Source organism: Hymenobacter mellowenesis (assembly GCF_030581005.1).
Lineage (GTDB): Bacteria > Bacteroidota > Bacteroidia > Cytophagales > Hymenobacteraceae > Hymenobacter > Hymenobacter mellowenesis.
On record NZ_JAUQSX010000009.1, the window covers coordinates 20,662 to 45,460 of the forward strand.

Annotated in this window: 25 protein-coding genes; 17 read left to right on the top strand and 8 right to left on the bottom strand. The window is 61.5% G+C overall.

Translation table 11 applies throughout. The features are described 5' to 3' along the window. Window positions 1–28: 28 nt before the first annotated feature. Window positions 29–772 (bottom strand): polyprenol monophosphomannose synthase, encoded by a 744-nt coding sequence (locus tag Q5H92_RS16705; RefSeq protein ID WP_305012691.1) that lies wholly within the window; start codon window positions 770–772, stop codon window positions 29–31. A gap of 134 nt (window positions 773–906) precedes the next feature. After that, the gene (gene hemG, locus Q5H92_RS16710; RefSeq protein WP_305012692.1) at window positions 907–2,256 is read right to left on the bottom strand and encodes a protoporphyrinogen oxidase; all 1,350 of its coding nucleotides are present in this window, start codon (window positions 2,254–2,256) and stop codon (window positions 907–909) included. 119 nt (window positions 2,257–2,375) lie between these two features. On the opposite strand from hemG, the gene Q5H92_RS16715 reads away from it, so the two are divergent. The 3 genes from Q5H92_RS16715 to Q5H92_RS16725 all read left to right on the top strand — a co-directional run bounded on the left by Q5H92_RS16715 (window position 2,376) and on the right by Q5H92_RS16725 (window position 4,498). After that, complete coding sequence (locus Q5H92_RS16715; protein WP_369811160.1) at window positions 2,376–2,888, top strand: D-glycero-alpha-D-manno-heptose-1,7-bisphosphate 7-phosphatase; 513 nt, start codon at window positions 2,376–2,378, stop codon at window positions 2,886–2,888. After that, window positions 2,885–3,316 carry a hypothetical protein gene (locus Q5H92_RS16720; protein WP_305012693.1) on the top strand — a complete coding sequence of 144 codons (432 nt, stop codon included), beginning with the start codon at window positions 2,885–2,887 and terminating at the stop codon, window positions 3,314–3,316. The genes Q5H92_RS16715 and Q5H92_RS16720 overlap by 4 nt, the downstream gene beginning before the upstream one ends. Window positions 3,317–3,424: 108 nt before the next feature. Then, entirely contained in the window at window positions 3,425–4,498 is a 1,074-nt protein-coding gene (locus Q5H92_RS16725) for an NHL repeat-containing protein (RefSeq protein ID WP_305012694.1), read from the top strand. A gap of 110 nt (window positions 4,499–4,608) precedes the next feature. Here the strand turns inward: Q5H92_RS16725 and Q5H92_RS16730 are convergent, their stop codons facing one another. Together Q5H92_RS16730 and Q5H92_RS16735 are read right to left on the bottom strand one after the other, a co-directional pair. Further along, the gene (locus tag Q5H92_RS16730; protein ID WP_305012695.1) at window positions 4,609–4,764 is read right to left on the bottom strand and encodes a hypothetical protein; all 156 of its coding nucleotides are present in this window, start codon (window positions 4,762–4,764) and stop codon (window positions 4,609–4,611) included. A gap of 97 nt (window positions 4,765–4,861) precedes the next feature. Beyond that, window positions 4,862–6,259: a type III PLP-dependent enzyme domain-containing protein gene (locus Q5H92_RS16735; RefSeq protein WP_305012696.1), complete on the bottom strand. Its 1,398-nt coding sequence runs from the start codon at window positions 6,257–6,259 to the stop codon at window positions 4,862–4,864. 330 nt (window positions 6,260–6,589) lie between these two features. On the opposite strand from Q5H92_RS16735, the gene Q5H92_RS16740 reads away from it, so the two are divergent. The 3 genes from Q5H92_RS16740 to Q5H92_RS16750 all read left to right on the top strand — a co-directional run bounded on the left by Q5H92_RS16740 (window position 6,590) and on the right by Q5H92_RS16750 (window position 9,677). Continuing rightward, window positions 6,590–7,564, top strand: a complete 975-nt coding sequence (locus tag Q5H92_RS16740; RefSeq protein WP_305012697.1) for an arginase — start codon at window positions 6,590–6,592, stop codon at window positions 7,562–7,564. A gap of 188 nt (window positions 7,565–7,752) precedes the next feature. Further along, window positions 7,753–8,916 (top strand): acyltransferase family protein, encoded by a 1,164-nt coding sequence (locus Q5H92_RS16745; RefSeq protein WP_305012698.1) that lies wholly within the window; start codon window positions 7,753–7,755, stop codon window positions 8,914–8,916. 332 nt (window positions 8,917–9,248) lie between these two features. Beyond that, window positions 9,249–9,677, top strand: a complete 429-nt coding sequence (locus Q5H92_RS16750) for a hypothetical protein (RefSeq protein WP_305012699.1) — start codon at window positions 9,249–9,251, stop codon at window positions 9,675–9,677. A gap of 57 nt (window positions 9,678–9,734) precedes the next feature. Here Q5H92_RS16750 and Q5H92_RS16755 read toward each other — a convergent pair whose 3' ends face one another. The 3 genes from Q5H92_RS16755 to Q5H92_RS16765 form a co-directional block, all read right to left on the bottom strand. After that, window positions 9,735–9,890: a hypothetical protein gene (locus Q5H92_RS16755; RefSeq protein ID WP_305012700.1), complete on the bottom strand. Its 156-nt coding sequence runs from the start codon at window positions 9,888–9,890 to the stop codon at window positions 9,735–9,737. Window positions 9,891–9,986: 96 nt separating this feature from the next. After that, the gene (locus Q5H92_RS16760; RefSeq protein WP_305012701.1) at window positions 9,987–10,679 is read right to left on the bottom strand and encodes a hypothetical protein; all 693 of its coding nucleotides are present in this window, start codon (window positions 10,677–10,679) and stop codon (window positions 9,987–9,989) included. Between the two features lie 427 nt (window positions 10,680–11,106). Beyond that, on the bottom strand, window positions 11,107–11,367 hold the full coding sequence (locus tag Q5H92_RS16765; protein ID WP_305012702.1) for a hypothetical protein: 261 nt from the start codon (window positions 11,365–11,367) through the stop codon (window positions 11,107–11,109). A gap of 138 nt (window positions 11,368–11,505) precedes the next feature. Here Q5H92_RS16765 and argS point away from each other — a divergent pair, with 138 nt between their 5' ends. From argS to Q5H92_RS16795, 6 genes are all read left to right on the top strand, one after another. Then, window positions 11,506–13,302, top strand: coding sequence for an arginine--tRNA ligase (gene argS / locus Q5H92_RS16770; protein WP_305012703.1), 1,797 nt, complete (start codon window positions 11,506–11,508; stop codon window positions 13,300–13,302). Window positions 13,303–13,461: 159 nt separating this feature from the next. Beyond that, window positions 13,462–14,043, top strand: coding sequence for an LOG family protein (locus Q5H92_RS16775; RefSeq protein WP_305012704.1), 582 nt, complete (start codon window positions 13,462–13,464; stop codon window positions 14,041–14,043). 92 nt (window positions 14,044–14,135) lie between these two features. Further along, on the top strand, window positions 14,136–16,181 hold the full coding sequence (locus Q5H92_RS16780; RefSeq protein WP_305012705.1) for a HelD family protein: 2,046 nt from the start codon (window positions 14,136–14,138) through the stop codon (window positions 16,179–16,181). A gap of 108 nt (window positions 16,182–16,289) precedes the next feature. Further along, window positions 16,290–16,877 carry a glutathione peroxidase gene (locus tag Q5H92_RS16785; RefSeq protein ID WP_305012706.1) on the top strand — a complete coding sequence of 196 codons (588 nt, stop codon included), beginning with the start codon at window positions 16,290–16,292 and terminating at the stop codon, window positions 16,875–16,877. A gap of 170 nt (window positions 16,878–17,047) precedes the next feature. Beyond that, window positions 17,048–17,944: a 1,4-dihydroxy-2-naphthoate polyprenyltransferase gene (locus tag Q5H92_RS16790; protein WP_305012707.1), complete on the top strand. Its 897-nt coding sequence runs from the start codon at window positions 17,048–17,050 to the stop codon at window positions 17,942–17,944. Window positions 17,945–18,105: 161 nt separating this feature from the next. Further along, window positions 18,106–18,483 (top strand): hypothetical protein, encoded by a 378-nt coding sequence (locus tag Q5H92_RS16795; RefSeq protein ID WP_305012708.1) that lies wholly within the window; start codon window positions 18,106–18,108, stop codon window positions 18,481–18,483. 70 nt (window positions 18,484–18,553) lie between these two features. Here Q5H92_RS16795 and Q5H92_RS16800 read toward each other — a convergent pair whose 3' ends face one another. Beyond that, window positions 18,554–20,272, bottom strand: coding sequence for a DEAD/DEAH box helicase (locus tag Q5H92_RS16800; protein WP_369811161.1), 1,719 nt, complete (start codon window positions 20,270–20,272; stop codon window positions 18,554–18,556). 271 nt (window positions 20,273–20,543) lie between these two features. Here Q5H92_RS16800 and Q5H92_RS16805 point away from each other — a divergent pair, with 271 nt between their 5' ends. From Q5H92_RS16805 to Q5H92_RS16825, 5 genes are all read left to right on the top strand, one after another. Further along, entirely contained in the window at window positions 20,544–21,290 is a 747-nt protein-coding gene (locus Q5H92_RS16805) for a class I SAM-dependent methyltransferase (protein ID WP_305012709.1), read from the top strand. Window positions 21,291–21,332: 42 nt separating this feature from the next. Further along, window positions 21,333–21,665, top strand: coding sequence for a hypothetical protein (locus Q5H92_RS16810; RefSeq protein ID WP_305012710.1), 333 nt, complete (start codon window positions 21,333–21,335; stop codon window positions 21,663–21,665). Beyond that, entirely contained in the window at window positions 21,662–22,351 is a 690-nt protein-coding gene (locus Q5H92_RS16815) for an ATP-binding cassette domain-containing protein (protein ID WP_305012711.1), read from the top strand. The genes Q5H92_RS16810 and Q5H92_RS16815 overlap by 4 nt, the downstream gene beginning before the upstream one ends. 51 nt (window positions 22,352–22,402) lie before the next feature. Beyond that, the gene (locus Q5H92_RS16820; RefSeq protein WP_305012712.1) at window positions 22,403–23,623 is read left to right on the top strand and encodes a CaiB/BaiF CoA transferase family protein; all 1,221 of its coding nucleotides are present in this window, start codon (window positions 22,403–22,405) and stop codon (window positions 23,621–23,623) included. A gap of 89 nt (window positions 23,624–23,712) precedes the next feature. Continuing rightward, window positions 23,713–24,618 (top strand): hypothetical protein, encoded by a 906-nt coding sequence (locus Q5H92_RS16825; RefSeq protein ID WP_305012713.1) that lies wholly within the window; start codon window positions 23,713–23,715, stop codon window positions 24,616–24,618. The last annotated feature ends 181 nt before the right edge of the window (window positions 24,619–24,799 follow it).

The following is a 24,799-nucleotide window of genomic DNA, read 5'->3' on the forward strand; positions in this document are numbered from 1 at the left end:
AACACAAAACGCGTCGGCCGCCGCCGCGCTAGCTTCCGGCCGCCGGTTTCAGCGGGTGTACCCAGCTGCTTATCTTCATCTGCAGCACGCCGATAAAAGCCTCCTGCACAATGCCTTTCGACATTTTGGAGGTGCCCCGGGTGCGGTCGGTGAAGATGATGGGCACTTCCTTGATGCGAAAGCCCAGTTGGTAGGCCAGCCACTTCATTTCAATCTGGAAGGCGTAGCCCACGAAGTGGATTTTCTCCAGCTCGATGGCCCGCAGCACCCGCGCCGTGTAGCACTTGAAGCCCGCCGTGGCGTCGCGGATGGGCATGCCCGTGACCAGGCGCACGTACCACGAGGCGAAGTACGACATCAGCACCCGCGACATGGGCCAGTTCACCACGTTCACGCCCTGAATGTAGCGCGAGCCAATGGCCACGTCGTAGCCCTCCTGAGCGCAGGCGTCGTGCAGGCGCAGCAGGTCGTCGGGGTTGTGCGAGAAGTCGGCGTCCATCTCGAAGATGTACTCGTAGCCGTGGGCCAGCGCCCACCGGAAGCCGTGGATGTAGGCGGTGCCCAGGCCCTGCTTGCCCGCGCGCTCCTCCAAAAACAGCCGCCCGGGAAACGTCGCCTGCAAGCCCCGCACAATGGCGGCCGTGCCGTCGGGCGAGCCGTCGTCGATGATGAGCACGTCGAAAGCCCGCGGCAACGACATCACCTTGCGGATTATCAGCTCCGCATTTTCGCGTTCGTTGTACGTAGGAATTAGGACGAGGCCTTCGCTCATGGACGGTAATCTTGCATCAAAGATAGGGTTTCGCGGTGCGAAGCTGCACGCATACACAGCGCTCTGAGCGGCTTTTTTGCCGACTAATAAAAATATTCAGATACCCTTAATCATGCAACGCTGCTAGCAAGTGGCTATTGCTCAGCTGCCAGCGCTTCGGCCGTGCGCCGGGCGTGCCGAATGCAGTCGGGCACGCTCACGCCGGCGCGCCAGTTGGCCACGGCTACAATCTTATCGGCTTCCAGCATTGCCGCGGCTTCGTGCGCGCCCACTATCTGCGCGTCGAACTGCGGAATGCTGCGCGGCCACACGTAGCGCCCCTGCCAGCGCGGTCCCGCAGTGATGCCGTAAAAGCGGCCCAGCTCCGAGTCGACGGCGGGCTTTTGCCACTCCTCGGGCTGCACGGCGGCCTCTTCGTGCTGGGTGCCGCCCACAAACGTGGTGAACAGCACCTGCCCGGCCGGCACCCGATTGGGGTAAATGCTGCTGGTCCACACGGAGCCGGCCGTGTAAGTGCCCCCCACCTTGGGGTGCAGCGCCCCGAAACCGTTGAGCGGGTGCGCCACCGCCGCCCGGTCGTAGGCCGTGAATACCACGCTCATGGGCGGGTAGTGCACGGCGGCCAGCGCGGCCGCGGCCGCGGCAAACAGGGGCTCCAGCAGCGGCGCGGCGGCGTAGGTGGGCAGGGCCAGGGCCAGATGCGAGTAGCCGGGGGCCGCTTCCGGGCCGCGCGCCCCCCGCAGCTCCAGCTGGTAGGTGCCGTCGGTGGCGCGCGAAAGGGCCGTCACGGCCGTGCTGGTCTGGCAGTGGGCGAGCCGGGCCGCCAGGGTGTCGGTGAGGGTTTGGATGCCGTTTTTGAGCGTGACGATGCGGCGGCGGCCCACGCCTTTGCCTTGGCCTTTGGCGGTTTTCATCAGCCCGCGCAGCACCGAGCCGTGTTGCTGCTCCAGGGCCGAGAGTTGCGGAAAGGTTTTGTGCAGCAGCAGCTGGTCGGGGTCGCCGGCGTAGATGCCGGCCACGAAGGGGCTGACGGCAAAGTCCACGACTTCGCTGCCGAAGCGGCGGCGGAAAAAGCTGCCCACGGTTTCGGTGAGGTCGAGGGGCGCGGCGGGCTGGCGGAATTCTTTGAAAAGCCGCAGCTTGGTCTTCAGACTAAAAAAGCCGTTGGTGAGCAGGCCCGGGGGCGAGCTGGGCAATATCTGGTAGCGGGCATCGCGCAGCACGTAGCGGTGCTGGCTCACGGCGGCAGCGTCTTGAATCTGGTCGCTGAGGCCGAGGTCGGCCAGCAGTTCTTCCAACTCGGGGCTCAGATGCAGCGAGTTGGGGCCGGTTTCGAGCAGGTAGCCTTCCGGCGTGGCCCAGGTGCGCAGGTTGCCACCGGGCCGCTCGTCGGCCTCAAACAGGTCGTAGGAAACGCCCGCTTTTTGCAGGTGCCAGGCCAGGGTGAGGCCGCTGATGCCGCCGCCGATAATCGCAATTTTCATAAAATGGCTGTAGCGCGAACGTCTGCTTCGCCGACCTTCGGTGGTAGTTAGCGCCCCGACAACGTTACGGGGCGTGCGGGGATGCGAACCACAAAGGTCGTCCTACTTTCTTTGTTCCAATGATAACCAAAAATAAAGCTGTTTTTCTGGACCGCGACGGCGTGCTGAACCAGGAAATGGGCACCTACGTGTGGCAGCCCGAGCAATTTCACATCCTCCCCGGCGTGCCCGAAAGCCTGGCCCGCCTCAAAGCCGCCGGCTACCTGCTCATCGTCGTCACCAACCAGGCCGGCATCGCCAAAAAACTCTACACCGCCGCCGACGTGCGCGCCTGCCACGCCAAGCTGCAAAGTGCCTGCGGCGGCCTCATCGACGCCCTCTATTTCGCCGATGCCCACCCCAGCGTGAGCGAGTCCATCCTGCGTAAACCCAACTCCGGCATGCTGGAAAAAGCCATTGCCCGCTTTCGTCTCGACGCGGCGCAGTGCTGGCTGGTGGGCGACCGGCTGCGCGACATGGAAGCCGGCGCCGCGGTGGGCGTGCGCGGCATTCTGGTGGGGGAGGAGGAAGCTGGTTTTGCGCCGCACGTGGCGGATTTGCGGGCGGCCACGGCTGTTATCTTGGGCCAATGACAAGCACTGATAAAAAGCCGGGCTGGGTAGCAAAAAACCGCAATACCTTGTTTCTGATGGCGTGCGTGGTGCTGGGGCAAGTGGTTTTTTACTTCACCACCACGGCTAGTAAAAAGAATGAAGCTGAGCGATACAAAGACCTGCAATTAGCGGGCCGCGTGGCCAAAATACTGTCTTATTCGCACGGCATTCAGCGGGTGAAGCTGGCCACCGGCGAAACAAAAGGCCTGGCGCTAATCGGCTTGGCGCAGAGCTACGTGCAGGCCGGTGATTCGCTGGTGAAGGCAGCCGACAGCGAGGATATTACTGTTTATCGCTCCTTTCCAGCCTACACGGAGGTATCGGTTTTCGGTCCGGGGCGCCTTGAGAAGCCCGGAGCCGCCGAATACACCGGGCTCATCAGGCGCTACCAAATCAAAAAGCCATAAAAAAGCTCGCCTCCTACGTGGGAAAGCCCGGCCAATAAGCATTCCCAAGCTTTGGCGCTGTAATTTCGACTCGCTTCTTTTCCTGAATACAGCCAATTATCTACGCACATGACAAAGCTTTCCGCGCTGGCCGTTGGCGCACTCCTTCTGCTTGGGCTCAACGCCTGCAAAAAAGAAAAGGAAACCCCCGCCGACCCCGAAATCGTGTACACCAAAGTCAGCACCCTGGCCGGCAACGGAACTTTCGGCTTTGTTGATGGTGCCGGGACCGCCGCGCAGTTCAATGGCCCCGATGGCGTGGCTGTGGACGGGCAAGGCAACGTGTACGTGGCCGACAATGCGAACTCCAGCATTCGCAAGATTACCCCCACCGGCGTGGTGACCACCCTGGCCGGCAACGGGACCAGCGGCTTTGCCGATGGCCCGCTCGCTGCCGCGCGTTTCTACGGCCCCGGTGATGTGGCTTTCGATGGCCAGGGCAACCTCTATGTGGCAGATTACGACAACCAGCGCATCCGTAAAATCACGCCCGGTGGTATCGTGAGCACGTTGGCTGGCTCTGGCACCACCGGTTTTGCCGACGGCCCGGGCACGTCCGCGCACTTCAATGGCCCCTACGGCTTGGCCGTGGATGGCCAGGGCGTGGTGTACGTGTCCGATTTCGAGAACAACCGGATACGCAAGGTGCTGCCCAACGGCACCGTGAGCACGCTGGCCGGCACGGGCGGGCGCGGCTCGGTCGATGGCCCGGGCAGCAGCGCCCAGATTGCTAACCCGGAAGGCTTAGCCCTCGATGGCCAGGGCAACCTATACGTGTCCGAATTTGGCGGGCATCGCATCCGCAAAATCACCCCCAACGGCACCGTGAGCACGCTGGCCGGCACGGGCACGAAAGGCTTTGCAGATGGCCCAGGAAACATGGCGCAATTCTTCGCGCCCACCGGCATCACCATCGACGCCCATGGTGACTTGCTCGTGGCCGAAATCGGTAATCACTGCATCCGCAAAGTGACGCCGGCTGGTGTGGTCACCACCGTGGCCGGCACCCGCGCGATGGGTTTTGTCGATGGCGCCGCCGGCACGGCGCAGTTCCAGTCGCCGTCGGGCATCGCCGCTGGCCCCAGGGGCGTGCTTTACCTCACCGAATACGGGGACCGCATTCGGAAAATCACCGCCGAGTAGCCGGATTGCCGGCGCCTGCTGGTTTTTTAAAATCAGCGAAAATCAATGCCTCAGAAAAAGGCCGGCCTCCCACGTGGGAAGCCGGCCTTTTTATTTCAAAACCAATAAACTTACTGGTGGGCAACCGGCGTAGCGGTGCTGGCCATGATGGGCGAGGACACGCGGTTGGCTTCCTTGGTGCTGCTGTAGGCGGGGCACTTCTGGCGGTTGCAGGCGCCCAGGGAGAGGGCCGCGAAGCCGGCGGCGAGCAATACGAACTTTTTCATAATTATATAAAAAACGGGTGAGGGGTTGCGGGGTTGGGCTTCAAAGATAAGCAAAGAGCCTAATATTTTGGCACAACCCGCCAACGCCGAAATTGAATTATTCGTACCCAAGAATCTTCATCATGCTGCCGGCTTCCTGCTGGGGCGCAAACACGGTATCGGTGAGGGTGCCGTCGGCGGCGCGGTCCAGAATGACGTGCTGCGGGGCGGGAATGAGGCAGTGCTTGATGCCGCCGTAGCCGCTCAGGCTCTCCTGGTAGGCGCCGGTGTGGAAGAAGCCCACGTAGAGCGGCTGCGCATCGGTGGGCTTGCGCTCGGGCAAGAACACCTGATAGATGTGCTTCTCGGCGTTGTAGTAGTCCTGCGAGTCGCAGGTGAGGCCGCCGAGCTGCAGGCGCTTGTAGCTTTTTTGCCAACCGTTGACGGCCAGCAGAATAAAGCGCTGGTTGAGGGCCCAGGTGTCGGGCAGATTGGTGATAAACGAGCCGTCAATCATGTACCAGAGCTCCTTGTCGTTCTGCAGCTTCTCGTCGAGAATGCTGTAGATGATGGCGCCGCTTTCGCCCACCGTGAAGATGCCGAACTCGGTGAAAATGTTGGGCTCGGGCACGCCTTCCTCTTTGCAGATGCGCTGGATGGTGCGCAGAATTTCCGACACCATGTAAGGGTAGTCGTACTCGGGCTGGATGCTGGTTTGGATGGGGAAGCCGCCGCCGATGTCGATGGTGGTGAGGGTGGGGCACACCTTGCGCAGCTCGCAGTACTTGTGCACGAAGCGGCTCAGCTCCGACCAGTAATAGGACGTGTCCTTGATGCCGGTGTTGATGAAGTAGTGCAGCATGGTGAGCGTGAAGCGCGGGTCGTCCTTGATGCGCTGCTCGTAGAGCGGAATCACGTCGGCGTAGCGCACGCCCAGCCGCGAGGTGTAGAACTGGAAGCGCGGCTCCTCATCGGAGGCCAGGCGCATGCCCATGTTCACGTTTTCGCGCACGTGGTCGTGGTAGTACTCGATTTCGTTGGGCGAATCGATGATGGGCATGCAGTTCACAAACCCGTCGTTAATCAGGTCGGCAATTTCCTTCTTGTAGGCCTCGGGCTTGAAGCCGTTGCAGATGATGTGCTTCTGCTTGTCGACCTTGCCCTGGGCGTGCAGGTTACGGATAATGCTGATGTCGAACCACGACGAGGTTTCGAGGTGGATGTCGTTTTTCAGCGCCTCCTCCAGCACGAAGCGGAAGTGCGACGACTTGGTGCAGTAGGCATAGGAATACGAGCCGGTGTAGCCGGTTTTTTCGATGCCTTCGGCAAACCATTTCTTGGCCCGCTGAATCTGGGAACTGATTTTGGGCAGGTAGGTGAGGCGCAACGGGGTGCCGTACTTCTCGACGAGCCCCATAAGGTCGATGCCGTGGAATTGCAGCTCGTGGTCCTGCACGGTAAAATCGGCCGTGGGGAAGTCGAAAGTTTGGGAAATGAGGTCGTGGTACGTATCCATTCGGGTTTTGAAAACGGCGAAAAAGCCCGACCTTTGCGGCGGGTGGTACAAAAGTACCGCCGGGGTCGGGTTAACGGCCGGGAACCGTTTGTTGTTCTTGCGTTAGCACGCCCCGCATCGTGACGATGGAATATTAGCGACTTGGCTACGGCAGATTCTTCTGCCGCAAGGCAGCGCTCGAAGCGTTTTCATTTAACAATTATCATTTAACATTTAACAGTCGTTCAAGCTGCGCCTTTGGGCCCGTTTAATGGCTGTTAAATGATAATTGTTAAATGAAACCCCTTGGAACGATGCCGCCATCCTGCTATCCCCAAATCCCACCCTCCGATGAAACGCATCAAATTACTGGAAGTCCGCTCCGAGCTCGGGGCCGGCACCCGCGGCTCCAGCATGGGCATCGACGCCCTGCGCGTGGCCTGCCTGAATAAAGGCTCCGATTATTTCCGCCGGTTCAATTCCGTGGTGCTGCCCGACTTGAACCACGTGCTGTTCGAGAAAAACCACTTCCCCTTCGCCAAGCACATCGACAGCATCTACACCGTGCAAAAGGGCATTGCCAACGCCGTGGAGCAGACGCTGCGCTTCGGCGAGTTCCCGCTGGTGCTGGCCGGCGACCACAGCTCGGCCAACGCCACCATTGCCGGCATCAAGGCCGCCTACCCGGCCAAAACGCTGGGCGTCATCTGGATTGATGCCCACGCCGACATCCACTCGCCCTACACCACGCCCAGCGGCAACGTGCACGGCATGCCCCTGGCCGCCTCGCTCGGCGTCGACAACCTCAAGCACCAGCGCAATATCCCCGACGCCGAAACCATCTTTTTCTGGCGCCGCCTCCAGAACCTGGGCGAGCCCGGCCCCAAACTCAAGCCCGAGCACCTGGTGTACGTGGTGGTGCGCGACACCGAGGCGGAGGAAGATGCCCTCATCGAAGAGCTGGGCATCAAGTGGATACGGCTGCCCGAAATCAAGGCCAAGGGCTCGCGCCGTCTCACCCGCGAGATTTACGAGCACCTGCGCTTCTGCGACCTGGTCTACATTTCCTTCGATGTCGACAGCCTCGATTCGAGCTTCAGCATCGGCACGGGCACGCCCGTGGAGGACGGCCTCTACCTCTCCGAAGCCGAAAACCTGTGCCAGGATTTACTGGAAAACGAGCGGGTTGTGTGCTTCGAGATGGTCGAAATAAACCCCACGCTGGACAACGGCAACACAATGGCCAAGAATGCTTTCAACATCCTGGAAAAGGCCACCGATGCCATCGAAAAACGGCTGCGGCTGGAAGAGGTGGTAAGCCGGTAGGGCGCCCTAACCCCCAGTCCGTTGCCTAAGCCGCTGCAGAAACAGCAAGCCCCGCCAGCTACTAACGGGACTGTTCGTTGCTCCGGTTTCGGCGCGGTATATGGCTGGCGGAAACGGGACGGGCACAAGCCCCAATGCGGCCAATCCATTACGGCTGCACGAAATCCCCGGCCGCTAGCTTTGCCGCCATGTCGGCTCCATCCTTCTACCGCCGTCCCGGCAGCCCGGTGTACTTTCCCAACCTCAACGGGCTGCGCTTTGTGGCAGCCTTGCTGGTCATTGTCAACCACGTGGAGCAGCAGCGGTTGTTCCATGGGCGGCCCTCGTGGAGCGCGGTGCCGGTGGTGCAGCGCATCGGCGACGAGGGGGTGACGCTGTTTTTCGTGCTCAGCGGGTTTCTCATTACCTATCTATTGTTGCTGGAGCAGGAGCAATTTGGCCAGATTGCAGTGGGCCGGTTCTACCGGCGGCGGGCGCTGCGCATCTGGCCGCTGTACTATGCGGTGGTGGGGCTGGCCCTGCTGGTGCTGCCCCATTGGGAATACCTGCGCACCGACGGCTTCAGCGCCGACATCGCGCAGCTACCCGGCCAGGCCTTGTTGCACGCCCTGCTGCTGCCCAACGTGGCGCTTGTGCTTTTCGGCGGCATCCCGTTCCTGTCGCAGGCCTGGTCTATTGGCACCGAGGAGCAGTTTTATTTGCTGTGGCCGTGGGTGCTGCGGCGGGCGGGCGGGCACGTGCTGCCGGTGGTGCTGGGTGTATTCCTGCTGTTGCTGGGGTTGCAGCGGGGCATCGTTGTTGCGTTTCAAGCGGCCCAGCCCACGCCGGCGCCCTGGCTGAATTTTACCTTCAATTTCCTATACTATTTTCGGCTCGATTGCTTGGTGCTGGGGGCGGTGCCGGCCGTGCTGCTGTTTCAGCGGCGCACCGTCGTGCTGCGCGGGCTGATGGCGCCGGCCACGCAGTGGCTGACGCTGGCGGCCATAATCGGCCTGTTGGCCTGGGGCCAGCGGTTTCCGTTGCATGAAGAGGTGTACGCCAGCTTGTTCGCGGTGCTGATTCTGAACTTGGCCGCCGCCGAAAAACCAGTTATCAGCCTGGAAGCGGGCTGGCTGAATTACTTGGGCAAGCTGTCATACGGGCTTTACATGTTGCACTACCTAGCGGCAGCGCTGGTGCTGCGGCAGCTGGGGCCGTGGCTCGACGCGCAGGCGGCCGCGCCGCGCTGGCTGCTCACGCTGCTGGCCACGCTGGTGCTGTCGGTAGGGCTGGCTATGGCTTCGTACTATGGGTTGGAACGGCCCTTTCTGCGCCGCAAGGCCCAGCTGGAGCGGGTGCGGGCTGCGGGCTGACGGCGTCCCCGGGCCCTCAGCATCCCGGAAAAAGCCACCGATGCCATTGCACGCCAACTATGGCCGACGGAGATGGGGTGGAGCCAGTAGGCCCGCGCCTGGGAAGCGGTTGGCGCGGTTCGCGAACCGGTTGGCGCGGCTTTTAGCGCAGGGTTTGGGTTGCAGCCACCCCGTCCAAGCCGTAAGCCCCCGCCGCTGCAGAAACAGAAAGCCCCGCCAATAGCTGGCGGGGCTTTTTTGGTGGGTGGTTTCGTTAGGCAAACTACCTTGTGAAGAGTTAACAGACCAATAAATTCCACCTTTTTACTGAGCGCCATATCCCGCTCACCACGATGGTCAAGTTCTTGATAAAAACAGGGGCACCTCTGGCCTTGCTGCTGTTTTTCGTTCTGCCAGGAGTCGCTCAGACCTTGTTTTTTGACCGGCTGCCTACCACCACGTGGCTCGTGGCGGCCAGCGAATACGGCGCCTTGCCGCTGGGGCAGCGCTTAGCCTTGCAGGTGGCGAAAGACACAACCGGCACGCGGACCCCGGCAACCGTCCAATGGCTCTTTCGCGAACGGCTAGTCGTGCGCCGCTACGATGGGGCGAGCGGCCGCATGGTCACGGTGGGCTCGTATGTTTACCCGACCGACCGGGCCCACGCGAGTCTGCGCATTTTTTTCGATGAAAGGGCCCCGCTCAGCTACCGCGTTGGCATCACTTCTACCGGGGGCACAGCGGTGCTGTTACGTCAGCGTGCCCGTCGAAGCGCCGGCTGAAAGCCACCTCCTACAGGGTAATCTTCGTTTACCTTGCCACCGGTTCGGTGAAATCATTTACGTCCCGCTGCTGAGCCAGTCGGCCAGCCAGCAGCCGCCCGCCACGATGGCCACGCCCACCGCGACCACCACGCACGTCACCACGCCGATGGCCACTACCCACACCACGCCCGGCACCTTCTCCATCCCGTCACCAGTTTCAAAAAAACGCATGAAGCAAAGCTAGCACACCCCGCCGCCTGGCAAGGGTGGGCAGAAGATTTCGACCCTTTGGCTGAACCGGCTTTGCAGGTTTTACCAAAATAAGCGCTACTCAGATAGTGTGCGTTTTAGGCCCTCCCATGGACTGAACACCAGTCCCGGCCTCACGGTCAGGGTCCGTCGGGCACGGGCTGAATAGTCATACTCCCGGCCCGTCCGTTCGGGTCGAAAAAGATTGAGCAGGTCAGGGCCCGGCTGCACCGTGCGGTGGCGGGTGCCCTCTTGGAGCCATAGACCCGAGACAGGGGCAACCGGCGGCACCGGCACCGCCTGCCACCACCTGCGGTCGCTGCTGTTGGTTAAGGTCATGAATAAGCGCTGCGTCCCGTGCGGAGGCACTGGGTAAAGGAGCACGCCGGCGGGCAGGTTGACCACTTGCGCCTGGCGGCGCGTATCGCCATCCAAATAGGCGTTCACAAAGCCGCCGGCCGTAAACACGCGGTACCAGTGGTTGCGGTGCCACGCTATTCGGTCCAAGGGCGACGTTAATGGACCGCGGGGCTCGGCGTCGACGGTATCGCTAACTAAGTGTTCCTGCGTGAAAGCGACCTGCTCCTCCTCGGAGAGCCGCACGGAGTCCAGCGCAAAGCGCACCTGCACCCGCACCGTATCCGCCGTGTGGTTGGCCACGACCCATTCCAACTTGTCCCACCCGCTATCGGAGGGCGTACAACCAGGCAAGACCACGAGGCCGGCTAAGACGAAGAAGATGCCCGCTTGCACCAGCCATTGATTTTTCATGTTATCGCTGTTGGATGAAGAGGCGAAGCGTCGTCGCCCTCTCCGGCCGATGCCACCCGACGCACTACCATGCAAGCATCCCTGACCAATACTTTGGGCGATAATTCCTTGATACCTAGCTACGCTCAAAGTAACCCTCCTTTCAGCAAACCCTTAATCTAAAGTGTTAACCAAACTCACAAGGGCAGAAACGGACCTTAACAGATGAGGCCGAGTTTGAGAAACTCGTCTACTTATCAAAGTTTAAGAAACGGTATTCGAGCATGAGTTTCGTGAACTTCATTTGGAAACAACAGAAAGCCCCGCCAGACACTGACGGGGCTTTCTGTTGCTGCCGGCTTCGGTAGGTTATTCGGTCGGCGGGGCCGGGAGGCAGTGGGCCGCTTTTCAGCAGCGCCAGGTTGGCTTGGGGGCAAGCGTCGCCGGCTTACCGTACGGAGCCCGGCCGGGCCGGCGGGCGGCGCATGGCTTCTTCCACCTCACGCCGATGGGCGGCCCGCTGCTCGGCGGGCGTGAGGGGCTTCTTGATGGGGCGTTTACCGGAGAGCTGGGCTTTGCGGTCGCGCTCGGCGTGGCCGCGCATCATGCCGGAGAGCACCTGGCCCTGGGCCACCGCGGCGGGGTCGACCTGCGCCTGAGCCCTTGGGATGCTCAGGGCCAACAAGCTGAGAACAAGCAGAACTTTCATGGCAGGGCCGGCTGACCGGATGAGTGCGCCGGGCAGCTGGTTGGTAACTGTACGTAATTGGTGTGACGATGGTACGCCGCTGGGCAGTAGCGCGAACTTTAGCTTCGTGCTACCTGCAACGGCCCGTACCTTTGCCCCGTGCAACAGTTAGAATCCTCCCTCAAAACCGCCCTGCAAACCGCCGCCCAGGCAGTTTTTGGCCTTGAAATCCCCGCCGCCAGCCTCACGCTCCAGCCCACGCGCAAGGAGTTTGCCGGCAGCTTCACCCTCGTCACGTTCCCGCTCACCAAGGCCTTTGGCAAGGGGCCGGAGCAAATCGGCCAGGCCCTGGGCGAGTGGCTGAAAGCCCACGAGCCCCGCGTGAGCGGCTACAACGTGGTGAAAGGCTTTCTGAATCTCGAAATCGCCGATGCCGAGTGGCTGGCCGTGTTCAATCAGCTGCGCGCCCAGCCCGCCACTGCGCCCGTGGGCACGGCCGGCGGCCCGCAAAACGTGGTGGTCGAATACTCCTCGCCCAACACCAACAAGCCCCTGCACCTGGGCCACCTGCGCAACAACTTCCTGGGCTACTCGGTAGCCGAGATTCTGAAAGCCACCGGTGCCACCGTCACCAAAGCCAACCTGGTGAACGACCGGGGCATCCACATCTGCAAGTCGATGATTGCCTACCAGCACTTCGGCCACGGCGAAACCCCCGAGCAGGCCGGCATGAAGGGCGACCACCTCGCCGGCAAGTACTACGTGCTGTTTGAGAAGCACTACCGTGAAGAAATCCGGCAGCTCGAAGCCGAAGGCGTGGCCACCGACATCGCCAAGAAAAGCGCCCCGCTCATGACCGAGGCCCAGCTAATGCTGCAAGCCTGGGAAGCCGGCGACCCGGAGGTGAAAGCCCTCTGGAGCCAGATGAACGGCTGGGTGTACGAAGGCTTCGACGAGACTTATAAGAACATCGGCGTCGATTTCGACCAGTACTACTACGAGTCCGAAACCTACCTGCTGGGTAAGGAGCGGGTGGAAGAAGGCCTCGAAAAAGGCGTCTTCTTCAAAAAGGAAAACGGCTCCGTCTGGGTCGATTTGCAAGCCGAAGGCCTCGACGAAAAGCTCCTGCTCCGCGCCGACGGCACCAGCGTCTACATCACCCAGGACCTGGGCACGGCCGAGCTCAAGTACCAGGATTTCGGCTACGACAGCAGCATCTACGTCATCGCCGACGAGCAGAACTACCACATGCAGGTGCTGCAAGCCACGCTCAAAAAGCTGGGCAAGCCCTACGCCGACGCCATCCACCACCTCAGCTACGGCATGGTGGATTTGCCCTCCGGCAAAATGAAATCGCGCGAAGGCACCGTAGTGGATGCTGACGAGCTGGTGCGCGACGTGGTGGCCGCCGCCAAAGCCGCCACCCTCGAAAAAGGCAAAACCGAAGGCCTCAGCGACGATGAGCTGGAAGAGCTCTACCACATGCTGGGCTTGGGCGCACTGAAATATTACCTCCTGAAGGTGGACCCGAAGAAGCGCATGCTATTCAATCCCGAAGAGTCCGTCAGCCTCGAAGGCCACACCGGCCCGTTCATTCAGTATTCGCACGCCCGCATTGCCGCCATCCGCCGCAAAGCCGCCGAGCTGGGTATTGATGAATCGGCGGATTGGAGCCAGATTGCCAGCCTCGAAGGCACCGAGCGCGAGCTGATGCAGGAGCTGGCCCGCTACGATTCCGTGGTGGCTGAAGCGGCCCGCAACCTCTCGCCCGCTGTCATCGCGCAGTACGCCTACGATTTGGCGAAGGCTTACAATCGGTTCTACGCCGAAGTCTCCATTTTTCAGGAAACCGACGTGGCCAAGCGCAGCCTGCGGGTGGCCCTGTCGGCCCGCGTAGGCGAGCAGCTTAAGCAGTCGCTGAAGCTGTTGGGGATGCAGGTGCCCGAGCGCATGTAGTATAAAACGGAATAACAAGGAACGTCATGCCGAGCGCAGCGAAGCATCTCGCGTGTGGTAGTAATTCACAATCGTTGAAAAATGATTTAGTGACAGCACGCGAGATGCTTCGCTGCGCTCGGCATGACGTTCCTTGTTATTCCTCGAAATAGAATTGTCATGAAAAGCATTGCCGTTTACTGCGGTTCCAGTGCCGGAACCAACCCGAACTACATCACCCAGGCGCAGGCCCTGGCCGCCGCCATGGTGGCCCAAAACATCACGCTGGTATACGGCGGCGGCCGCGTGGGACTCATGGGCACCATTGCCGATGCCGTGCTGGCGGAGGGCGGCCAGGTCATTGGCGTCATTCCCGATTTTCTGGATGCCAAAGAGCTGGCCCACAAGGGATGCACGGAATTGCACGTCGTGAAGTCCATGCACGAGCGCAAGCTCATGATGGCCGACCGCGCCGATGGCTTCATTGCCATGCCCGGCGGCTACGGCACCCTCGAAGAGCTGTTCGAAGTGCTGACCTGGGGCCAGCTCGGCCTGCATCGCAAGCCCGTGGCCTTGCTCAACGTGGACGGCTACTACGACCTGCTTCTGCAATCCCTCGACCGCATGCGCGACGACCAGTTGCTGCGCGCTGAAAACCGCGCCCAGCTCCTGCAATCGGCTAACCCGGAAGAGTTGTTGAAGCAAATGGCAACCTACCAGCCGGTGCAGCTGGAGAAGTGGCTAACGCCGCCGACAACCTGATTTGTTGCGTGGACTCTGCGAGTCCGCGCGTGAACCGGACGATGCGCGGACTCGCAGAGTCCACGCTACAGCAGACTAAAGAAATGCCCGCGATGAACGCAACGGAACAAGAAGAGCGGGAATACCTCGAAGAAATTAAGGAGCAGCTGGCGCTGGCGGTGCGGCGGGTGGATGATTCCGTGCGGCAGTTTTCCAGCGAATTGCGGGAGAAGAAAGAGTACATTCACGAAAACCAGTCGGGCATGGATGAGGCCGATATGGTGGCCGCCGGTCAGTCCATCGACCGCATGGCCTACACCGGCGCCGGCGCCGTGGCCCGCAAGCGCAAGCTCATCAAGCTGGCGCAGTCGCCCTACTTCGGCCGCATCGACTTCACCACCGCGAAGGGGGGCACCATGCCGGTGTACATCGGCGTGCATTCCTTCGTGGATGAGCGGCAGCGCCGCGGCCTCATCTACGACTGGCGGGCGCCCGTCTCGTCCATGTTCTACGATTTTGAGCTGGGCGAAGCATCGTATAACACTCCGTCCGGTCTCATTCACGGCCGCATCGACCTGAAGCGGCAGTACAAAATCCAGGATGGGCGGCTGGATTTTATGATTGAAAACGGCGTGAACATCCACGACGAGGTGCTGCAGCGCGAGCTGGCCAAGTCCTCGGACGATAAGATGAAGAACATCGTCGCCACCATTCAGCGCGACCAGAACGCCGTTATCCGCAACGAGGAGGCCACAGTGATGGTGATTCAGGGGGTGGCCGGCTCGGGCAAAACGTCCATTGCCCTGCACCGCATTGCGTTTCTGCTCTACCGCTTCCGCGACACTATCGGGGCCAAAGACATCCTCATTCTTTCGCCCAACAAAGTCTTTGCTGACTACATCTCGAACGTGCTGCCTGAGTTAGGCGAAGAGCATATTCCCGAAACCGTGATGGAGGAGCTGGCCGCCGATTTGCTCGGCAACCAATTCCAATTTCAGACCTTTTTCGAGCAGGTGTCGGCGCTGCTGGAGCAGCACAATCCCGCGTTTATCGAGCGCATTCGGTTCAAATCCTCATTCGACTTCCTCAGCCAGCTCAACAAATACCTGCTGCACGTCGAGAATAACTATTTCGCAGCGAGTGAGCTGCGGGTGGGCCGCACCGTGGTGCCGCGCCAATTGCTGCTTGATAAATTCAAAGGCTACCACCGGGTGCCGCTGCTCAAACGCTTCCCGCTGGTGAGCGATGACGTGCGCGCCTACGTGCGCACCGCCGCCAACCGCAAGCTGACCAACGGGGAGAAAAGCACGATTGGCGAGGCGCTCACGCGCATGTTCCGGTTCAATAACGTGCTGGATTTCTACCGCGACTTCTACCGCTGGCTGGGCCGGCCCGAACTGTTCCGCTTCGAGCCCGGCCAGACCCTGGAATACGCCGACGTTTTCGCCCTGATTTACCTGCGCATCCGCCTGGAAGGCATCTCGGCTTACGACCACGTGAAGCACCTGCTAGTGGACGAGATGCAGGATTACACGCCGGTGCAGTATGCCGTGCTGTCGCGGGTGTTCAACTGCCGCAAAACCATTCTGGGCGATGTCAACCAGACGGTGAACCCCTACAGCGCCTCGTCGGCCGAAACCATTGAGCGCGTCTTCCCGCAGGCCGACATCGTGCGGCTCTACCGCAGCTACCGCTCCACGATGGAAATCACGGCCTTCGCGCAGCGCATCACGCCCAACCCCAACATCATTCCGCTGGAACGGCACGGCCAGGAGCCCGCCATCGTGCGTTACAATAGCCCCGACGAAGAGTTGAAATCCCTTCAGCAGCTAGCCGCGGCTTTCAAAAGCTCCGGCAGCAACTCGTTGGGCATTATCTGCAAAACGTCCCGGCAAGCTGCGCAGGTGGCCGAAGCGCTTGAAAACCAAGGCGCTCAGCTGCTCACGGAGGACTCCACACTATTCAAAGAAGGCGTCATCATCACCACGGCCCATCTGGCCAAGGGTCTGGAGTTTGATGAAGTCATTGTGCCCTTTGCGTCGGCCCGCAATTACCAAACGGACGTGGACCGGAGCATGCTTTACGTGGCCTGCACGCGCGCCATGCACCGGCTCACGCTTACGTATTCAGGTGAAATCACCTCATTTCTGGCTGCTTAAATAACTTGCGCCTGCTTCCCTGCAAATAACCAGGAGGCCAAGGTCCGAAACCCTGCCGGCCCTCGTATGGTTAGGCACTCAATTAATTAACTCCGCATCACCCCATTCATGAAAAATTCCCTGTTTCTCACACTGGCCACTGCCGCTACGGCCGTGGTTTTCATCGCCGCCAAGCCCGCCGCCTCCACCGCCATGACCACGCCCGTCGAAACCGCCAAAACTGCGCCTTCCGTTTATGATTTCAAGGTGAAATCAATTGATGGTAAAGACGTGAAGCTGAGCAAGTACAAGGGCAAGAAGCTGCTCATCGTGAATACGGCTTCCAAGTGCGGCTTCACTCCGCAGTATAAGGAGCTGGAGGAGCTTTCGAAGAAATACGGCAACAAGGTGGTGGTGCTCGGTTTTCCGTCCAACAGCTTCAAGCAGGAGCTGGCCTCGAACCTCGAAGTAGCGTCCTTCTGCGAGAAGAACTACGGCGTGACATTCCCGCTGTTTGAAACCGTGTCGGTAAAGGGCGATGACGCGGCTCCGCTTTACAAATATTTGTCGGACAAAACCGTGAACGGTGCCGTGAGTGACGCGCCTTCCTGGAATTTCTGCAAGTATCTGGTCGACGAAAAGGGCCACGTTGTGAAGTTCTACAACTCCAAAGTGACGCCGCTGAGCCCCGAGCTGGTGGCTGATATCACGAAGTAGTTTTTGCCGTTTTCGATTTCGTAGAACGTCATGCTGAGCGCAGCCGAAGCATCTCTACCGCACAAAGCAATCCAATTAAAGGGATTACTACTGCGGTAGAGATGCTTCGGCTGCGCTCAGCATGACGTTCTTTGTGTGTTGTTCGTTTCCCGTTGCTGCTCCCGTTGCCCATGTCGCCCTGGATTTCTGCTTTCCGCCCCCGCACCCTGCCACTGGCCCTGGCCAGCATCCTCACGGGCGGGTTTTTAGCCAAAGCCAATGGCCAGTTCAACGGCCTCGTGGTAGGCCTGGCGGCCCTGACCACCATCCTGCTCCAAATCCTCAGCAACCTGGCCAACGACTACGGCGACTCCCAGAACGGCGCCGACAGCGTGCACCGCCAGGGCCCGCAGCGCGCTGTGCAAAGCGGCGCCATCACCCCGGCCCAGATGAAGCGCGGCATGTGGATTTGCGGGCTGCTGGCGCTGGGCAGCGGGCTGGCGCTGCTCTGGGTGGCGCTGGGCGCGGCCGGGCTGGGCTTGTTCCTGGGGTTTCTGGCGCTGGGGCTGGCGGCCATCTGGGCGGCGGTGAACTACACGGCGGGCTCGAACCCGTATGGCTACGCAGGTTTGGGCGACATTTCGGTGTTCCTGTTTTTCGGGCTGGTGGGGGTGTGCGGCACCTACTTCCTGCAGGCCCGCAGCCTGCCGTTGCAGGTGCTACTGCCGGCCGCCGCACTCGGCTGCTTCGCCACGGCCGTGCTGAACGTGAACAACATCCGCGACATCAATTCCGACGTGCTGGCCGGCAAAATCACCATCCCGGTGCGGCTGGGAGCGGTGCACGCGCGGCGCTACCACTGGCTGCTGCTCATCATCGGGCTAGGCTGCGCCACGGTGTTCGTGGCCCTCACCTACCATTCGCCGTGGCAGTGGCTGTTTGCGCTGGCGGTGCCGCTGTTCGCCTTTAATGCCATTCAGGTGTGGCAGCGGCAGGAATCGATGCAGATTGACCCGCTGCTGAAGCAGATGGCGCTGAGCACGCTGGTCTTCACGCTGCTGTTTGGGGTGGGGCAAGTGGTGGGGTAATGTGGCGTAAGCCAGACAGATAATGTTTGATTTTAAGGCCGGGTTTGGCAGAAATTCGGCGGTGGTGTGAGAAATTCGACAGTGCAAAAGGAATTTATTGGGAGTAAATCAAATACTGCTGAGCAGCTATTTATATTTGCTTTCAACCAATTCCCAATCCAATGCGCGGCTCTGTCTTCATTATCGTTATGCTGGCCTTGTTGTCGGCTTGCTCATCTGGCTCTGGGGCCAAGCCGACCAAGGAAGACATCGCGGCGGCGTTAAAAAAAGTGTGGGTTGTACCGGGAAACAACATGAGCCCGGCCGTCACGGTAGCCATAAATGACATTCTCATCGGTGATTCGGAAGAAGCCAACGGGGCCGATATCGTGAACGGCATTCCGCGGGACGCCTTGGTTACAGCGGCTAAAATTGACTTCACCGCTACCACGCACTACACAAACAGCAACAACGACGTGCGCCGAATTATGACTGCGGCCGTTTATAAGGACAAATTTGGAGAGTGGGCTGTGATGAACAACGGCTGCGTGTATCCGTGAGCAGCCCGCAAATGCCAAGCAAAAAAAAGCCCCGCTACTTACGAGTGCGGGGCTTTTTTGTGTCTTTGCGTTACTCTGCCACTGGGGCTACGGGTGTACTGGTTTCGCCAGTCCCCTCCGGTTTGGGCCCGCGCTTGCGGTTGCGGCCCCCACGGCTGCGGCGGCGCTCGCCATCAGCCCGAGGCTCGCGGGCTTCGCCTTCGGGCCGGGGCTCACGGGGTGGGCGGGCCTCACCCTCGGGCTGTGGGGCTCGGGGCTCGCGCGGCGGCCGGGCTTCGCCTTCCGGGCGCGGGGCGCGCTCGGGGCGGGGGCCCCGGTCGCGGCGCTCTTCGCCTTCGGGGCGGGGCGGGCGCTGGTAGGGCACGGCGGGCGCGTGGCCGGCATCGAGGGCGGCCAAGGCGTTTTTAGCGGCGGCGAGGCGCTCCAAGTGCTTGGGGTCTTTGGGGTCGGGGGCGTCGCGGCGGGGTTTACCGCCGTCACGGCCGCCATCGCGGCCACCACCGCCACCTTCGCGGCGCGGGCCGCGGTCACCTTCAGAGCGGGGGCCACGGTCGCGGCCTCCGCCGCCATGTCCGCCGCCGTGGCCGCCACGGGTTGGGCGGCCACCAATTTTACCTCCCAGGCCGGCGAAGCGCTTGGGGTCGAACTCGGGCGCCTCGCCCAGGCCCAGTGCTTCGGTGATTTTCTGCTTCTCGATGTCGCGCTCGATGAGGCGCTCGATTTTCACTACCCGGTCCTGGTCCTGGTCGGAAATGAAGGTGATGGCGGTGCCTTTGGTGGCGGCGCGGGCGGTGCGGCCGATGCGGTGCACATAGTCCTCGGCGGCGCGCGGGATGTCGTAGTTCACCACGTGGCTCAGCGAGTCGATGTCGATGCCGCGGCTGAGCACGTCGGTGGCCACCAGGATGGGGAACTGCTTGTTTTTGAAGGCGCGCATGATTTCCTCGCGCTCCTCCTGAGTGCGGTCGGAGCTGATGCCGCGGGCCTCGATGCCGAGCTTGTTCACGGCCTTCACGATGCCGCCCACGGCCGCTTTCTGGCTGGTGAAGAGTACCATGCTCTGCACATCCTGCGTCTTGATAAGATGCTCGAGGATGTAGATTTTCTGGCGGTCGTACGCCATGTAGAACTGCTGGTCGATGCCGGCGGCCGGTTTGGACACGGCCAGCCGGATTTCATCCGGGTTCTTGAGAATCTGCTGCGAGAAGTCGCGGATTTTCTGTGGCATGGTGGCCGAGAACAGCAGCGTCTGGCGCTCCTTGGGCAGCTGGCGCACGATGTTGAAGATGTCGTCGGAGAAACCCATGTCCATCATCTTGTCGGCCTCATCCAATACCAGGTACTTGATTTGGTCGAACTTCACGTAGCCCATTTGCAGGTGGGCGATGAGGCGGCCGGGCGTGGCGATGATGATGTCGGCGCCGGAGGTGAGGGCGCGTTTCTGCTGCTCCCAGTTCTCCGATTTGCCGCCGCCGTAGATGGCGATGGAGCTGGCTTCCACGTAGTAGCCAAAGCCCATCACCTGCTCGTCAATCTGGGTGGCCAGCTCGCGGGTGGGCACCAGAATGAGGGTGGTGGTGTGGCCGTGCTTGGCGTGCGAAATCTTGTCGAGGAGCGGCAGCAAATAGGCGGCGGTTTTGCCGGTGCCGGTTTGGGCGCAGGCAATCAGGTCTTTGCCTTCGAGGATTTTGGGGATGGCCTGCTCCTGCACGGGGGTGGCCTGCTGGTAATTCATGGCGTCGATGCCGGCCAGCAGGTCGTCATGGAGGCTAAATTCGTGAAACGTCAAGGTTCAGCTTGGTAAGAGTTGTAAAAGGCTGACCTTGATGCCGTGGTCAGCAAACCGCTTGATTTGAGGTAAAGATACGGCGGGCAGCGGTTGAGGCGGCAACGGACGGAACTGCGCAAAAAGAACGTCATGCAGAGCGCAGCGAAGCATCTTGCCCGTAGCAAGTAAACCAACAGATAGGATTAGTGGTGGCGGGCAAGATGCTTCACTGCGCTCTGCATGACGTTCCTTTGGCCCACCTGTCCACCAACCTAACAACCCCACCACTCCCATGCCCACCCTCGACCGTTTCTCCACCCAGGCCGCCGATTATTCCCGCTACCGTATTGCCTACCCCGCCGAGCTCTACGATTGGCTGCTGCCGCAGGTAGAAAGCCGCGAACGGGCCTGGGACTGCGCCACCGGCAACGGCCAGGTGGCGGCCGTACTTGCCGATTCCTTCGTGCGCGTCGATGCTACCGACCTCAGCCAAAACCAGCTGGCCCAGGCGCCCGCGCGGCCCAATATCCAGTACCAGCGCGCCACGGCCGAGCACACGCCCTTCCCCAATCAGCGCTTCGACCTCATTACCGTGGCCCAGGCCGTGCACTGGTTCGACAGCGAAGCCTACCACCGCGAAGTGCGCCGCGTGGCCCGCCCCGGCGCGGTGCTGGCTGAGTGGGGCTACAACCTGTGCCGCCTCGAAACGCCTGAGTTGAACCGCGTGCTCGATGAGTTTCACGATGTGACCTCGGCCCCATACTGGGACGCCAACCGCCGCCACATCGAAAACGAGTACGCCAACCTGCCCTTCCCGTTTGCCGACGTGCGGCACGCCCGCTTCGCCGTGGTAAAGCACTGGACGGCAGGGGATATGCTGAACTATCTGCGCACCTGGTCGGCCACGGCCAACTACGCCCGGCAGCACGCCGGGGCCGACATGGTGGCCCTGGTAGCCGATGAGCTGCGGCAACTGTGGGGGCCGGAGGCGCGCCCGGCCACGTTCCCGGTTTTCGTCCGCACCGGGCGGGTAGAATAATCAACCAGCCGCGGCGTTCACCCGCCGAACCAAGCAACTTCAATGACCATTCTGGCTACTCAACTGCGGGCCGTGGGCCTGTTCTACCGCAGCGTTGCGCCGTTTATGCTCGGCGTGTCGGCGCTGATACTGCTGGCGGTGCTGCTGCCGGCCATTCAGGAAGGTTGGAGCGGGGGTATGTTGCCGGCGTTGGTGCTTACCAAGCTGACCACCGCGCCGGTGGTGTGGTACCTCTCGGAACAGCTGCGGCCGGGCCAGTACTGGTTTTACTTCAACCTGAACGTGTCGCGGCGACGGCTGTGGGCCGGGGTGGTGGCGCTTGATGCGCTGCTGTTTCTGGGCGGCGCTTTGCTCATGCGGGCCTTGCTGTCATGAGTCAATATTTTGATAACCAAGCCAAATTGCAGGTGTTAGAAGCCGATGGTATTCGCATCGTATTTGGCGAGCGGCAGGTGCTGGGCAACATTTACCTGCGCGTGCAAACCGGCCAGATTGTGGGCCTGCTGGGCCGCAACGGCAGTGGCAAATCCGTGCTGCTCCAAACCATTTTCGGGGCCCGCGCCGTGGCCGATGCCTCGGTGCGGGTGGATGGCCGGCGCGTGGTGCCCGCGTTTCGGGAGCCGGGGCTGATGAATTACCTGCCGCAGGAGCCGCTGTTGCCGCCGTCGCTGTCGCTGGCCCGGTCGGCCCGCATGTTGGGCGTCGACCTTGAAAAAGCCACGGCTCGCTTCCCGGAGCTGCGCTCGCAGTTTGGTTTGCGCATCGGCGAGCTGTCGGGCGGGTCGGCTCGGCTGGTGCAGGCGCTGCTGTTGCTGCATCAGCCCACGGCGTTTTCGCTGTTCGATGAGCCGTTTTCGGGCGTGATGCCGGTACACGTCGAAACCCTGGCCGAGGAAATGCAGCGCCTAAAATCACGCAAAGGCCTGCTCATTACCGACCACCGCTACGCCGAGGTGCTGCCCATCTGCGACGTGGTGTACCTGCTGCACCAGGGCCGGCTGCTGCGGCTTGACGGCGACGTGCGCGAGCAGCTGCGCGACTACGGCTATCTGGCCAACTGAGGCAATTGTTGGCGGTGGCGCGTAGCTTGCCGGCTTTCCATCCTGCCCGGTATGTCATCACAGCTGCCTTTCGCCCACCTCCGCGTCCTCGAACTTGCCTCTGTGCTGGCCGGCCCGCAGGTGGGCCAGTTTTTTGCCGAATTAGGCGCGGAAGTGCTGAAGGTAGAAAGCCCGGCCGGCGACGTTACCCGCACCTGGAAAACCAGCGCCGAAACGTCTGCCACAACCGATGCCCCGGCAACTGGCGATGCCTCCGTTTCGGCCTATTTCGCCGCTTCCAACTGGGGCAAGCAGTCCACGGTGCTGGACCTGACTACGCCCGCCGGCCAGGCCCGTCTGCACCAGCTGGCCGCGCATGCCGATATCATCCTCACCAGCTACAAGCCGGGCGACGCAGAAAAATTGCGGGCTGACTACGCTACACTCTCCGCCGAAAATCCGCGCCTCATCTACGGCCACCTCACCGGCTACGGTCCCGACAACGCCCGTGCCGGCTACGATGCCGTGCTGCAAGCCGAAGCCGGCTTCATGTATCTCAACGCCGCTGGCCCCGGCCAGCCGCCCCAGAAAATGCCTGTGGCCATGGTTGATTTGCTGGCCGCGCACCAATTGAAAGAAGGCTTGCTCACGGCGCTATTTCAGCGCGAGCGCACCGGGCGTGGCACGCTGGTGCAGGTGAGTTTGCTGGAAAGCGCGTTGTCGGCCCTCGCCAATCAGGCCGCCACCTACCTGGTCACGGGCCACGACCCGCAGCCTTTGGGCTCGGGCCACCCCAGCATTGTGCCCTACGGCACCGTGTACCAGGCCGCCGACGGGCAGCGCCTGGTGCTGGCCGTGGGGACCGACGGGCAATTCCGGCAGCTCTGCTTTGCCCTGGCCCGTTCGGCTTGGTCTATTGATGCAGACTATCAAACCAACTCCGCTCGCGTGGCCCATCGCGCCGAGCTGGAGCAACTGCTGACGCAGCGCATTGCCGAAGTATCGGGCACGAAGCTGCTGGCCGAGCTGGAGCGCCGCGCCGTGCCGGCCGGCGCCGTGCGCAGCGTGGGAGAGGCCCTGGCCCAGCCGTCGGCGCAGCCCATGCTGCTGCCGGGGGCGGGCGGCCTGCGGTTGGGTCTGCGCACGGTGGCTTTTCGCAGCCCGCAGTGGCCGGCTGCGGCTGCCCTCAGCGCGCCGCCAACTTTGACAACAGCCGGCGACGCAGGTTTTTCTGAACCCTTGTCCGCCGATGATGCAACTACGGCCGGGCTTCCTTGCGTACCCCCCCTGTAGCCTGAGTGAGCTGCCGGGCCGGCCGGTGCCGGTGCCCGAGCCGTTATTTTCCTTCCGCCGCCATTTCTGGGGGCTTTTCCTTTCCGCGCATGGCCAAACCCACCAAAAAATCCGTCGCCCCCGAGTTGTTTTCCACCGATGTGCCGCCGGTCCCCGCCGGGCTGCCGCCTGCCGTGCCGCCCCGCAAAAAGCCCGCTCGCCCGCGCAAAACCCCGGCCCGCGACGCCGCCACCGGCCCGGCGCCCGAAACCGCTCACACCGGTGCCACCGCCACCAACAACCAGCCCACTGCCGAAGCGGGCTCGCCCACCGAAGCGCCTGCCGACCGCCTCGACCAGATTTTCGAGGGCCTCAAGCAGAAATCCGTGGCCAAGCAGGCCATCTACCGCAACACGTTGGCGGCGTTCGACTGCCTGCGCCTCGTGTCGCAGGAGTTGGTGGTGGAGCTCACCCGCAAGCTCACGCCCCTTGATTCCAGCGTCGTCATCGAATACCGCCCCATCAACGACATGGAGTTTCACATCAAGTTTTCGGGCGATTTGCTGGTCTTCGTTATGCACTCCAACGTCGTCACCTTCCCCGACGATTACGGCCCCATGCCCAGTAAGTACGTCGAAGCCGATTTTCGGCGGCGCTTCTTTGGCCACATCATGGCCTATAACTTCATGGCCGATAGCATCAAGTACCAGCGCCTCAACGACCCCGGCTACCTGGTAGGCCGCCTGCTGGTCAACATCGAATACCATTATTTCCTCGAAGGCGTGCAGCAGTTGGAACTGCCCGACAACGACATGTCCGACAACCTCATCAAGCCCGAAACCATGCGCCTCTTCGTGGAAAGCGCCATGATTGCCGCCGTCAACAACGACTTGGTGGCCCCGCTACTCCCCGAAATCCAGAAAATCAGCGTGAAGCAGAAGAGTGAAAACCAGCAGGTAAGCCGTGGCAGCAAGGTGGGTTTCAGCTTCTCGCACCAGCAGCAGCACGAAGGGTAGGAGCGCCGTCTGTCATTGCGAGGCCGTAGGCCGTGGCAATCCGTCCTGTCAAGACCAGACATGTTTTTAAACCAGAAAGCCCCGGCACCATGCAGTACCGGGACTTTTTAATAGAAAAAGGCCTCGTCACATTATCAGGTTGGTCGCTGAGAACAGGACGGATTGCTTCGTCGTGCCTCCT